We start from the raw sequence: 12,569 nt of genomic DNA, 5'->3' as shown, positions 1-12,569 counted from the left end.
TGAAGGAGGCGAGTCAAATGGCTGAATTGGTTTTTCCCTTGAAAAATGATACATCGCGAAAAATTATTCATATCGACATGGATGCCTTTTTCGCCTCTGTCGAAGAGCGCGATGATCCTGAGTTGGCAAAGCATCCGTTGGTGATCGCTCGTCATCCTTCTGATACAGGCGGTAAAGGCGTCGTGACGACGGCTAATTACAAGGCGCGGATCTATGGGATTCATTCGGCGATGAGTGCCCAGAAAGCTTATGAGCTGTGCCCGCAGGCGATCTTTAAGCCTGGTGATCATGCGAAATATAGTGCGGTCTCAAAGCAGGTACGAGAAATTTTTCATCGCTATACCGATATCATCGAACCTGTCTCCATTGATGAGGCCTATCTTGATGTGACGGAAAATAAGATCAACGCGCGTTCCGCGATCAAGATCGCTCGCTTGATCCAGCAGGATATTTGGCAGGAGCTGCAATTAACCTGTTCTGCGGGTGTCAGCTACAATAAGTTTTTAGCGAAGCTGGCTTCGGATTATCAAAAACCGCAGGGAATGACAGTGATTTCACCGGAAGAAGCAGTGGTATTCTTGAAGCGATTGCCGATCGAAAAATTTCACGGGGTCGGCAAGAAGACCGTACCTAAGATGAACGAGCTGGGTATTTTTACTGGCGAGAATCTTTACGAGAAGAGTGAAATGTTCTTGATTCAGGAATTCGGCAAGATGGGTTATTCGTTGTATCGAAAAGTTCGAGGTATCCACGATTCACCGGTTAGTATCACCCGTGAGCGAAAATCTGTCGGCAAGGAACATACGTATGGTCGTCCGTTAGCGACAGATGATGAGGTATTAAGCCAATTAAGACAGTTGGCTGAAAAAGTTGAAGGCTCATTGAAGCGCGTCCAGCGGCATGGAAAAACGGTCGTCCTGAAAGTTCGTTATGCGGATTATACAACAGTTACGCGGCGAGTCACACTTCCGTATTACATAGAAAAGAAAGAAGAATTGTTTTCTCAAGCGAGCTTGATCTGGGAAGAGATCGGCGGCGTAGAAAAAGGGATCCGATTAGTCGGTATTACCTTGACCAATCTAGATCCCGTTGCGTATGAGAATATTGTCCTCCCGCTATGGGAAGAACGTGAAGAGCGATCAAATTAGTTCGCTCTTTTTGATTTGTTCAAAGGCCTTTTCCGAATCGTGCAGCTTTTCCCAGATCACGACTTCACCTTGAGCCAATGATTTTTTGACATCGATGATTCGTTGATTGGAGCTGCCGCGGAATTGCAGCATCAGATTTTTCTTTGAGAGATCAAAGCGACCATCTACGAGAATATCAATCTTACTCAACATCTCCAGTTTGTCCTCACTGTCCTGTAGCAGTTCTTCAAAGGTATAACCGCTCCATGACCAGATATCTTTTGTATCGCCAAATTCAGCGCGGAGACGGTCGATTACTTTTAAGCAGACTTGCGTATTTAAGAAAGGCTCACCGCCTAAGAAGGTCACCCCTTGGACGTAATCGTGAGCAGTATCCGCAATCAACTGATCTTCTAGTTCTTGGGTGAAGGGCTTGCCATAACGAAAATTTTGCGAGGCAGCATTGAAGCATCCCTCGCAGGCAAAGGGACAGCCACTAACATAGAGACTATTGCGGACGCCTTCGCCATCGACAAAGTTAAAGGCCTTATAATCAGCAATGTATTGTTGGCTCAATTCGCTGGCCAGCCATTCTTTTGGTTTAGGATTACGCATATTTTTCCCCTTTCAAGTAAAACAGGGAGCGGCAAAGAGCGCCGTCCCTGTCAATCGTATTTCTGTTTGGTTCAATGGACAAGATCCATTGAGCGTTTTTACATATGTTTTACACGTGAGGCGATTTCTTCGTGACGACCGTGAACCATTGGACGTGCTTGAGGGTTTCCTAAGTAGCCGCAAGTCCGTTTCACTACATCACATGATTTTGGATCGTGATTGCCGCATTGTGGACATTCAAAGCCGCGTTTGGTTGGCTTGAAGTCGCCTTCGAAGCCGCATTCGTAGCAGTGATCGATTGGTGTATTCGTACCAAGATATGCAATACGATCGTAACCGTAGTCCCAAACAGCTTCCAATGATTTTGGATTTTGTTGCAGAACAGGGTATTCACAATAATGAATGAAGCCGCCAGAGCAATATTTAGGATAGTCTTTTTCAAAGTCTAATTTTTCAAACGGTGTTGGATTTTTACGAACATCGTAATGGAAACTATTTGTATAGTAGTCCTTGTCCGTGATATTCTCAACGATCCCGAAGCGTTCTGTATCTAAACGGCAGAAGCGGTCTGTCAAACTTTCACTCGGTGTTGAATAAACACTGAAGTGATACCCATATTCGTTGCCCCATGCATCGGCGTGTTCCTTCAAGTCTTTCATGATGTCGATAGTGAAGTCTTTCGCTTCTGGATTTCCTTCCCATTCGCCGCCGTAAAAGACGCTGGCAACTTCATAAAGACCGATATAGCCTAGAGAAATCGTTGCTCGTTTGTTTTTGAACAATTCATTGACTGCATCTGTCCGTTTCAGACGTTTGCCGAATGCGCCATATTGATAAAGAATCGGTGCGTTTGCCGGTGTTGCTTCTTTACAACGATCGATCCGGAAGACTAGTGCGTCTTTTGCGATTTGCAGACGTTCTTCTAATAATGACCAGAATTTTTCTTTGTTGCCGCCAGACTCTAACGCGATTCGCGGTAAGTTCAACGTAACTACACCAAGGTTCATACGACCCGCATTGACTTCTTCACCTTGTTCATTTTTCCAGCCTTGTAGGAATGAACGACAGCCCATTGGCACTTTGAAGCTGCCGGTTAATTCAATCAATTTATCGTAGTTCAAGATGTCTGGATACATCCGTTTTGTTGCACATTCTAATGCTAATTCTTTAATGTCGTAGTTTGGATCAGTTGGATTCAAGTTTGTTCCACGACGTAAAGTAAAGATCAGTTTAGGGAAGATCGCTGTGCGTTTTTCGCTGCCTAGACCTTCGATGCGGATTTGCAGGATCGCTTTTTGGATTTCACGTTCAAACCAGTCTGTTCCAAGACCGAAGCCTAGAGAAGTGAATGGTGTTTGTCCATTTGATGTGAATAAAGTATTGATCTCATATTCTAAACTTTGCATCGCATCGTAAATATCTTTACGGGTTTTTTGTTTTGCGAAAGCCTTTTGTTTTTCAGGATCATCGATCCATTCTTCCGCATCTTTTAAGTGTTTTGCGTAATTTAGGCGCGCAAAAGGAGCTAATAGCTCGTCAGTACGATCCGCCGAACATCCGCCGTATTGGCTTGATGCTACGTTGGCGATGATTTGCGAGATTTGGGCAGTCGCTGTTTGGATTGATTTTGGACTTTCAACTTCCGCATTTCCGATCTTGAAGCCGTTGTTCAACATGCCTTTGAAGTCAATCAAACAGCAGTTGGTCATCGGAGTATATGGATGGTAGTCCAGATCATGGTAATGGATATCACCTTTTTGATGAGCATTCGCCACGTGTGGCGGCAGCATCTTCAAACCAATTGATTTGCCAACGATTCCAGCTGTCAAATCGCGTTGTGTGTTAAAGACATCACTATCCTTATTGGCATTTTCGTTCACGACAGTTTGATCCTTGTTGATCAATTTACCAATCGTAAAGTTGATATCGGTCGCTTTGCTGCGTTGGAAGTCGCGACGTGTCCGATAATTGATATATTCTTCTGCTAACTCATATTCGTTGTGTTCTAATAATGTATGCTCCACAATGTTTTGAATTTCATAAATTTTAATATCGCTAGTGAAACGTTCTGAAATTTCTGCGTCTACGCGTTCAACGATTGACTGAATACGTTCATGAGCCAATGGATCGACTGATCCTTTAATTTTCGTTTCTGCTTTGATCAAAGCATCATAAATTTTTTGATCATCAAAGGCTGTGTGACGACCATCACGTTTTACGACCTTAATATTTTTTAGCGACGGCTGATATTCGTTGATTAACGAATCTTTTGTGTGGATTTCCATCATTGCAAACACTCCATTTCCTCTAAAGTTCATTATCAATCATATAGTATTTCTGACGTGGTTGCAACGATATATGGTATCTTTTTTCGGATAAAAAAGAAAAACACACCATATATAGTGTGTTTGTTTACTGAAAGATGAAAGAAAGCTGATGAGGTCAAGCTTCTATTTGAGATAAAATAACTTAAAAATATTTTACCGAAAAAGTGAAAAATTTGTAAGATTATTGAAGGACGTTTCACATGGGAATCTGCCCCAAATATGATACCATAAAGAAAAAATTTTGGATATCAAAAATAGGTTTTTGTTTCATTGTTTGTTGAAATTTTCACCTGAATGCTCTACTGAAAGATGATTCGTGTAACTAGCAAGCTCTAGTTGTAAGCTATATGGCATTCGAATAGAACGAATATGGGAGGAACCAATGAAAAAAATGATCGATGTGCAGCATCTTAGTAAAAGCTTCGGCACACGTAATAATAAGGTCACTGTTTTGAATGATTTGAACTTTACTGTAGAAAAAGGTGAATTTGTCGGAATTATGGGACCTAGCGGAGCCGGTAAGACGACTTTGATGAATATTCTGTCGACGATTTCATTGCCAACGATGGGTTCAGTAAAAATCGATGGTGCGGATATCACGCAAATGCGTGAAAATCGTCTGACTGATTTTAGACGGGAAAATCTCGGCTTCATTTTTCAGGACTTCAATTTAATCGATAGTCTGACAGTGAGGGATAACATTATTTTACCGCTGACTGTCAGCAAGCTTTCTTATGAAGAGATTGAAGAACGCGTCCAGCGCTTAACGCGAATCTTGAAGATCGAACAGATTTTGGAGCGCTATCCAGAGGAGATCTCGATCGGCCAGCAGCAGCGGACGGCAGCAGCTCGCGCCTTGATCAGTCGTCCGTTGGTTCTATTTGCGGATGAGCCAACAGGTTCTTTGGATTCGAAGGCGGCTACAGAATTCTTGAATTATTTAGATGAGGTTAATTTGCATGAAGAAACAACTATCTTGATGGTGACCCACGATCCATTCACAGCAAGCTATTGTAATCGAGTCTTGTTCATCAAGGATGGGCGCTTCTTCTCGGAGATCGTACGGCGCTCATCTAGGAAGGATTTTTTTGAAAAGGTTATCGATATGCAGGCTACAATCGGCGGAGGTGGAAAGGCGAATGCTGATTAGTATTGTTTGGCGAGGCTTCAAAAAACAGCTGTCGAATTACTTAATATTTTTCTTTAGTCTGATTTTTGCGGTCATGGTCTATTACTCTTTTATCGCGATGACTTATGAGCAGCCCTTGATCCGCAGTGCCGGGAAAAATACGCAGCTGGTGGGCATGCTGGGTTTCGGCAGCTTTGCTGTTGTTTTGATCTTGCTATTTTTCATGGCGAATACCAATCGCTTTTTTATTGAGAATCGCCGCAAGGACATCAGCATTTTCCATCTCTATGGTTTGAGTTATTATCAAATCTGTCTCTGGTTCATTTTGGAAATTTTTTTCATCGGGATTTTTTCATTTGTGATCGGGATCGGAGCAGGCGTTCTGCTATCCAAGCTTTTTAGTATGATTTTAGTAAAAGCGATGGATTTGCCATTGCAAGTCCACTTCTTTTTATCGACCGATGCGATCGTCGCTACAGGATTAGTGGTGCTCTTTATTTTAGCAGTTGTTTCATTTCAAATTCTCTGGCTAGTATCAGGCTATAAATTCTCCCATTTGAAGAAACTTCAACTGCGAAAGATTCAAGCAATGAAGGTGCCGCTTTGGCAGAAAATCATGGGAGCCATCGGGGCTTTGTTGTTGCTGACTGGCTGGGGAATGGCGCTGGTCTATATCAGCCTGGCTCGTTGGGCAAGTGATTCCTTCGGCTTATTACAGGGCAACGCAGTATTGATGCTGCTCATCTTTTTATTTTGTGTAGTGGGCAGTTATTTGTTTTTTGCCTTCACACTGCGCTGGTACAATTCTTATCGGCCGAAGCGTTTGAATAAAAATCTGGGCATGTTATCAAGAAGCGAATGGCAGCTGCGGCTATTTAGTGAATGGCGGTTTTTAGGTTCGATCACTGTTGCGCTGGGTTTGGCATTAGCAATTTTAGGCGGGATGGCAGCAATCGTTTCATTAGAAATGCGTTCAGTTAATGAAATCGCGCCAGCTTCATTGATGCTTACCAGTGAAAGCTATGCTAAGTTTACCCCCAAGCTACAAGATGTGGCACCTTATCAGAGCCAATCCCTGCATTTCAAAGCCGTTCCCGCTAAGCAAAGTGTGGAGATTTCTGGCGAGGGAATCAATTCGCAGCCAGAAGTCATGGATATGATCTCTCTTTCTGATTATCGTGCCTTTCAAAAAGTGAATCCGACCTTGCAGGATATCCAACTGAAAACGCCTCATTCGACGGTTGTTTTGAGTTCTTATCAGCGCTACTTCAGCGATTACGTTCGTTACAGTAAAGTAATCTATCTGAAGCATCGAAACTTGACTGTTCAAAAGAGCTTGCCAAACTTTTTTGGTGATCCTAGCCTGCGGTACGGAACGGGGATGATCGTTGTTTCTGATGAAGTTTTTGCAGAGATTCAAGGACATTACTATACTATTGAAGCGATCGATGTGGAGCGATCGTTTGAGGGTCAACTAAATCAGCTGGTTCACCAAAATCTTAAAGGAGATTGGGACTATCCGATCCATTATGATCTTTCCTGGAAAAACAATCAGATTGTCGGGAATATTACTGAAGGGGAAGGAACGAAAAAAGATGGTTCAACGATTTATCGATCGGAATATAGCTCTCGTCAAGAAGTCTATCGAGCGACTCGCAGCAGCATGGGGCTGGTTCTATTCGTAGTGACCTTTGTGACTGCGACCTTCATTATTGCAACAGCCAGCATGGTAACTTTGCGGCAGCTCTCTGAGTTCAAGCAAAAGCGGAAAAAATACAGCTTGTTGCGGCAAATGGGGATTCCAGATAAAACGATCTATCAAGAGATCAAGCGCGAGAATCGAGTCGTTTTCTTCATTCCGGCGATTTTAGCTTTGATCCATAGTGTTTTAGCCATCTCGGTCATCTCCCACATCGCTAAAGATGCTAACTATGGTTTTGTTTATTTATTTTGCGGCTTGATGATGATAGTCTATGGATTGTTCTATTGGGCGACTTGTGTCTATCAGAAAAAGGTTTTATAGAAAACGAAAAAATTTTTATAAAAAGAGCTGCCTTGTTGTGTGTTTCGCAATTAGGCAGCTCTTTTTTAATTATCCAGGTTGGTTTCAACTATACCAAATAGTCATTTTTTCGTTTTGTGGATGTGACAAAACTGTTCGTTTGAAAGCGTTCTATGTAAGAGGAAGAAATGGTAGATTTTTGGCAAGCTCCTATAATGAGTACTAAATAAAGGAGAGGGCGATCGAATGAAGGAATACTTTAAACGCCCGGCTACTCGTTACTGGTTAAGCTTTATTGGAAAGACGCTTTTCTACTTTGCCGTCCTTTTGATTTTAGTTTACTTATACCATTACAAGAGTATCCAAGGCGGTAATTTTATCTATAACGAATTTTAAGGGATTGAAAAGAGTTCGTTCTTGAACTGAACGGGGGGACAATCATGCAAAATATCATCACAGCAATCGACCAATGGGCAAAGAAAACACCAGAGGCGATTGCGTATCAATCAGAAACAGCAGCGTTCAGTTATCAGACCTTGAGTCAATGGTCAGATAACTTGGCACAGTATTTGAACAAAAACGCAGCAGCGAAGACACCGATCGTCGTCTTTGGTGAATTGGAATTTGAAATGATCGCCAGCTTCTTAGGAGCCGCTAAAAGTGGTCATGCCTATATTCCAATCGAATCAAACACACCACTAGATCGGATTCAATTAATTTTAGAAGTAGCACAGCCAGCGATGGTCTTAAGTGTTTTGCCATGGCCAGAAGAAATTGATGTAGACATCCCGGTCGTTTCACCAACCGAACTCGCAGAGATCTTTGCAACAGAATATGAAAAAGAAGCGTTGCAGCCAGTCGTGGATGACGATACTTTTTATATCATTTTCACTTCTGGTACGACTGGTGTACCAAAGGGTGTTCAGATTAGCCATAAGAATCTGTTGAGCTTCGTCAATTGGGATTTGAAGGATTTTGGGATCGAAACGGGGATGCGTTTCTTATCACAAGCGCCTTACTCCTTCGATCTTTCTGTGATGAGTGTTTATCCGGCGCTTTGCAGCGGAGGAACTTTGATACCAATGGAAAAAACAGTCATCAACGATTTCAAGAAATTATTCAGCTTTCTGCCGAAGTTAGATTTGGAGGTTTGGGTTTCAACACCATCATTCATGGATATTTGTTTAATGGAAAAGGCCTTTGACGGTGAGCATGTTCCTTCTTTGAAAATCTTCCAATTCTGCGGCGAAGAGCTACCACGTAAGACAGCCGAAGAATTATTGCGGCGCTTCCCGAATGCGAAAGTCTTCAATACTTACGGTCCAACTGAAGCAACAGTTGCCATGACGCAAATTGAAGTGACAGAAGAGGTATTGAAAAAATATGATCGTGTGCCGATTGGCTACATCAAGGAAGACACGGAAGTATTAATCTACGACGAAGATCAAGTAGCGGAAAAGGGCGCTTCAGGCGAGATCATCATCAAAGGTCCAAGCGTTTCTAAAGGCTATATGAACAATCCGGAAAAAACCGCAGCGGCCTTCTTTGAAATTGACGGTGTTCCAGCGTATCACACTGGCGATGCCGGACGTCTTCAGAATGACGGGTTGCTGTTATATGAGGGGCGAATTGATTTTCAAGTGAAGCTACACGGCTTCCGAATCGAATTGGAAGACATCGATCATCATTTGGAAAAGGTTTCTTATGTAAAGCAAGCGACCGTTGTTCCGAAATATCAAGATCACAAGGTCCAACAACTCGTCGCCTATGTCGTTGCCAACGACAACGAGTTCGAAAAAGCCTATCAGTTAACGAAAGCAGTCAAAGAAGAATTGGCAGAAGGCGTTATGGAGTATATGATCCCGCAAAAATTTATCTATGTGGATCAATTGCCGCTGACAGCGAATGGCAAGATTGACCGCAAGAGACTAATCAACGAGGTGAATAGCTAATGCTGATCCCTCACATGGTACCTTATGCGTCACCGACTTATTTCATTATTTTGTTTGTGACCTTGCTGCCGCTGATCTTAAGTTTGCTGATACGAGGCAAACGAATCGGCTGGTATCAATCACTAATCACGCTGTTCTTTCTTTATATTTCCTTTGGTGGAAAAGATTATCGTCAAGGATTGGCGCTGATCGGCTATGTAATTTTCCAAAGTATTTTAGTTTGGTGCTACAACCACTATCGTAAGAACAAGAATCAAGCTGGTGTCTTTTACTTCGCGGTCTTTTTAAGTATCGTACCGTTGATTCTAGTCAAGGTGACACCCTTTCTAGATGGACAAAATTCCATTTTTGGCTTTCTGGGTATTTCTTACCTAACGTTTAAGTCGGTTCAAATTATTATGGAAATGCGCGATGGCATGATCAAGGAATACAGCCCGTTGAATTACATCAAATTCCTGCTGTTCTTCCCAACAATCTCTTCAGGTCCGATTGACCGTTATCGTCGCTTTGAGAAGGATTTAAAGGAACCGCCTGCACCAGAAAAATACGTGGACCTATTAGGCGCTGGTGTTCATGATATTTTTGTCGGCTTTTTATATAAATTCGTGATCGGCTATTACTTCGGTCAAGTTCTGCTGCCAATTGTTGATCGCATGGCGATGCAGCATGGCGGAATCTCTTGGGGCTTAGTCGGGTATATGTATGTTTACAGCATGTACTTGTTCTTCGATTTTGCCGGTTATAGTTTGTTTGCGGTTGGTACCAGCAAATTGATGGGATACGAAACACCGCCAAACTTTAACAAGCCGTTCTTATCTTGGAACATCAAGGAATTCTGGAATCGTTGGCATATGACCTTGTCCTTCTGGTTCCGTGACTACATCTATATGCGCTTGATGTTCACCTTGATCAAAAAGAAAACCTTCAAGAGCAGAATCGTAGCGTCAAATGTTGGCTACTTTGCCTTATTCTTGATCATGGGCGTATGGCATGGCTTGACTTGGTACTATATTTTATATGGATTCTACCACGCTGCCTTGATTTGTTTAACCGATGCGTGGCTGCGCTTCAAGAAGAAGCACAAAAAACAGATTCCATCCAATAAATTTACCCACGCGTTGGCGATTTTCTTAACCTTCAATGCGGTCTGCTTGAGCTTTTTAATCTTCTCAGGCTTTTTGGATAAGTTATTATTTCACAACTTATTTGCCAGTCCGGCTTTTAGCAGTTTGTTAAAATTCAAACTGATGTAATGATTTAAAGTCTAGATATAGCGTGAACAGTTTAGCCGGATGGTATGCGTACGAAAATAAAAACATTTTTGCTCTTAAAAAAATGATTCCTTAAATATGAGCTAGCTGCCAGTCCGGCTTTTAGCAGTTTGTTAAAATTCAAACTGATGTAATGATTTAAAGACTAGATATAGTGTGAACAGTTTAGCCGGATGGTATGCGAACGAAAAAAACATTTTTTGCTCTTAAAAAATGATTATTTAGATATGAGCTAGCCGACATGGCACGGATAGTAATGATAGAAAGAATAGAAAAAGAAATACAATTACTAATTACAAAAACACGAAATGGAGCGAGTAACATGGAAGACACATTATTTAGTATTTTAGAAGATATCACAGGAACGGATGAAGTAAGAGACAATCCAGAGGTAGATCTGTTTGAAGAAGGCTTGATGGACTCATTAGCGACCGTTCAACTATTGGTTGAGATTGAAGGGCAATTAGGCGTGCAAGTTCCTGTTTCAGAGTTTGACCGCGCTCAATGGAACACACCAAATAAAATTATTGAACAAGTGAAAGCTTTGCAAGCCTAATGAAAAAGAAACTCTTCGGTATCTTTGGGCCGATTGTTTTAGCGGCAGTATTATTGGTTCTTCTGTTTTTTTCACCGTTTAAAATTAACAGCAACGATCCAAAGCTGATCAAAGCTGCTTCAAGTTCGATGGCGGGAAATGTTCTGCGAGGAAACAGTATTACAAAAGAAGCTCTTAGTACCGATAATTATGTACCGTTCTTTGGTTCCTCTGAATTGAGCCGGATTAGTCCATTCCATCCTTCGGTTCTAGCCGAAAAGTATGATCGCGGCTATACGCCTTTTTTGATGGGAGCACCAGGAACTCAATCACTAACACAATTTATGATGATGCAGTCGTTGGGAAATGAGTTAAAGGATCGAAAGGTCGTTTTCATCATTTCACCACAGTGGTTTGTTAAAAACGGCATCAAACGCGATTACTTTGATGCCTACTATTCCCCAGAACAAACCTTGAACTGGCTGTTGAATCTAAAAAAGGTTCAAGTTAGCGATCAATATTTGGCGCAACGTTTGACCCATTATGGAGTGGTAAGAAAAGATAATCGTTTAGAACGGATGCTGAATGCGGTCATGAAGGGCGATCTGCCAGACAAGACCGACATCGCCTTTAGCAAACTAAAAATGAACATGTTGGAAAGAGAAGATGAACTATTCAGTACGATCGGAATGATCAGCAAGCAGGACGCGATCGATAAAAATGTTAAGGCCTTACCTGAAGATTATAATCAAAGTGAACTGAATACTTTAGCTGATCGTTTAGGAAAGCGGGCAACTGAAGGAAATGAGTTTGGGATTCAGCAACATTTCTATAAGCAACGGATTAAACCGCATATGAATCGTTTTGCTGATTCGCAAAAGGAATGGGATTATCGTTACTCGCCAGAGTTCTCTGATTTTCAATTGGCATTAGATCAATTAGCGAAAGAACATAGTGATGCGCTCTTTATTATTCCGCCAGTCAATGGACGTTGGGCGAAATTCACTGGGCTTTCAAATGAGATGCTGCAGCAATTCTCTGCTAAGATCAAATATCAATTGACTTCGCAAGGATTTAACCATATCGCTGATTACTCTAACCAGCAAAACACCCCGTATTTCATGCAAGATACGATCCACTTAGGCTGGAAGGGCTGGTTAGCAGCAGATAAAAAAATCGCACCATATTTGAAGGATCATCAATCAAAAGCGGAAGACTATCGAATCAATAATCAATATTTCTTAAGCAAAGAATGGCAAGAGATGAATCCAGAAGCAATAAAATAAAAAATGAGGCAGTCACAATTTTTAAATTTGTGGCTGTCTTTTCTTATTTATAAGTACGATTCTGAAGAACTGGATGATTTTTTTCATCATTTAATGCTGAAATTTTTCCGCCTGATTTATTCGTTTCACAAACAAAAAAATGAGCAGCGATATGATCGACAACAGTTTATCGGTGTTCTTTTTATTTGAGAACCAGTATAACAAGGAAGAAAAACAGGAAGATTGATCTGTTTTTTTTAATAAATCCATTTAATTTAAAAATAGCCGCAAAATGGGTTCTTTTTTATTTGGCTTCTAGCATCGCTTAATTAAAATCTCGCCAATT

General features: G+C 41.6%; 10 protein-coding genes. 8 read left to right on the top strand and 2 right to left on the bottom strand.

Annotation, left to right across the window (positions count from 1 at the left end):
• Positions 1 to 17: 17 nt before the first annotated feature.
• The gene (gene dinB, locus E6139_RS00300; protein ID WP_316401041.1) at positions 18 to 1,148 is read left to right on the top strand and encodes a DNA polymerase IV; all 1,131 of its coding nucleotides are present in this window, start codon (positions 18 to 20) and stop codon (positions 1,146 to 1,148) included.
• Here the strand turns inward: dinB and nrdG are convergent.
• Both nrdG and nrdD read right to left on the bottom strand, forming a co-directional pair.
• Positions 1,140 to 1,742: an anaerobic ribonucleoside-triphosphate reductase activating protein gene (gene nrdG / locus E6139_RS00295; protein ID WP_316401040.1), complete on the bottom strand. Its 603-nt coding sequence runs from the start codon at positions 1,740 to 1,742 to the stop codon at positions 1,140 to 1,142. The two genes, dinB and nrdG, sit on opposite strands and share 9 nt — an antisense overlap.
• Before the next feature lie 98 nt (positions 1,743 to 1,840).
• Positions 1,841 to 4,030 (bottom strand): anaerobic ribonucleoside-triphosphate reductase, encoded by a 2,190-nt coding sequence (gene nrdD, locus E6139_RS00290; protein ID WP_316401039.1) that lies wholly within the window; start codon positions 4,028 to 4,030, stop codon positions 1,841 to 1,843.
• Positions 4,031 to 4,451: 421 nt separating this feature from the next.
• Between nrdD and E6139_RS00285 the strand changes: the two genes are divergently transcribed.
• From E6139_RS00285 to dltD, 7 genes are all read left to right on the top strand, one after another.
• A complete protein-coding gene (locus E6139_RS00285) occupies positions 4,452 to 5,219 on the top strand; it encodes an ABC transporter ATP-binding protein (RefSeq protein ID WP_316401038.1) in 768 nt (255 codons plus the stop codon).
• Positions 5,209 to 7,221, top strand: a complete 2,013-nt coding sequence (locus E6139_RS00280; RefSeq protein ID WP_316401037.1) for an FtsX-like permease family protein — start codon at positions 5,209 to 5,211, stop codon at positions 7,219 to 7,221. The genes E6139_RS00285 and E6139_RS00280 overlap by 11 nt, the downstream gene beginning before the upstream one ends.
• 225 nt (positions 7,222 to 7,446) lie before the next feature.
• On the top strand, positions 7,447 to 7,596 hold the full coding sequence (locus E6139_RS00275) for a teichoic acid D-Ala incorporation-associated protein DltX (protein WP_316401036.1): 150 nt from the start codon (positions 7,447 to 7,449) through the stop codon (positions 7,594 to 7,596).
• 44 nt (positions 7,597 to 7,640) lie between these two features.
• Positions 7,641 to 9,152, top strand: a complete 1,512-nt coding sequence (gene dltA / locus E6139_RS00270; protein WP_316401035.1) for a D-alanine--poly(phosphoribitol) ligase subunit DltA — start codon at positions 7,641 to 7,643, stop codon at positions 9,150 to 9,152.
• The gene (gene dltB / locus E6139_RS00265; RefSeq protein WP_316401034.1) at positions 9,152 to 10,405 is read left to right on the top strand and encodes a D-alanyl-lipoteichoic acid biosynthesis protein DltB; all 1,254 of its coding nucleotides are present in this window, start codon (positions 9,152 to 9,154) and stop codon (positions 10,403 to 10,405) included. Before dltA ends, dltB begins: the two co-directional genes overlap by 1 nt.
• A 340-nt stretch (positions 10,406 to 10,745) precedes the next feature.
• Positions 10,746 to 10,979 carry a D-alanine--poly(phosphoribitol) ligase subunit DltC gene (dltC, locus tag E6139_RS00260; RefSeq protein ID WP_088933251.1) on the top strand — a complete coding sequence of 78 codons (234 nt, stop codon included), beginning with the start codon at positions 10,746 to 10,748 and terminating at the stop codon, positions 10,977 to 10,979.
• On the top strand, positions 10,979 to 12,244 hold the full coding sequence (gene dltD, locus E6139_RS00255) for a D-alanyl-lipoteichoic acid biosynthesis protein DltD (protein WP_316401032.1): 1,266 nt from the start codon (positions 10,979 to 10,981) through the stop codon (positions 12,242 to 12,244). Before dltC ends, dltD begins: the two co-directional genes overlap by 1 nt.
• The last annotated feature ends 325 nt before the right edge of the window (positions 12,245 to 12,569 follow it).

Origin of the sequence: Enterococcus sp., from assembly GCF_032555305.1 — a bacterium.
In the GTDB taxonomy this organism is placed as follows: Bacteria; Bacillota; Bacilli; order Lactobacillales; family Enterococcaceae; genus Enterococcus_A.
This window is presented reverse-complemented; position numbering and strand designations above follow the sequence as displayed.

Bases quoted from the DNA above. Each gene is read 5' to 3' on its own strand.
- dltC (WP_088933251.1), top strand. From the start codon at position 10,746: ATGGAAGACACATTATTTAGTATTTTAGAAGATATCACAGGAACGGAT.
- dltB (WP_316401034.1), top strand. From the start codon at position 9,152: ATGCTGATCCCTCACATGGTACCTTATGCGTCACCGACTTATTTCATT.
- dltD (WP_316401032.1), top strand. From the start codon at position 10,979: ATGAAAAAGAAACTCTTCGGTATCTTTGGGCCGATTGTTTTAGCGGCA.
- E6139_RS00280 (WP_316401037.1), top strand. From the start codon at position 5,209: ATGCTGATTAGTATTGTTTGGCGAGGCTTCAAAAAACAGCTGTCGAAT.
- nrdD (WP_316401039.1), bottom strand. From the start codon at position 4,030: ATGATGGAAATCCACACAAAAGATTCGTTAATCAACGAATATCAGCCG.
- dinB (WP_316401041.1), top strand. From the start codon at position 18: ATGGCTGAATTGGTTTTTCCCTTGAAAAATGATACATCGCGAAAAATT.
- dltA (WP_316401035.1), top strand. From the start codon at position 7,641: ATGCAAAATATCATCACAGCAATCGACCAATGGGCAAAGAAAACACCA.
- nrdG (WP_316401040.1), bottom strand. From the start codon at position 1,742: ATGCGTAATCCTAAACCAAAAGAATGGCTGGCCAGCGAATTGAGCCAA.
- E6139_RS00275 (WP_316401036.1), top strand. From the start codon at position 7,447: ATGAAGGAATACTTTAAACGCCCGGCTACTCGTTACTGGTTAAGCTTT.
- E6139_RS00285 (WP_316401038.1), top strand. From the start codon at position 4,452: ATGAAAAAAATGATCGATGTGCAGCATCTTAGTAAAAGCTTCGGCACA.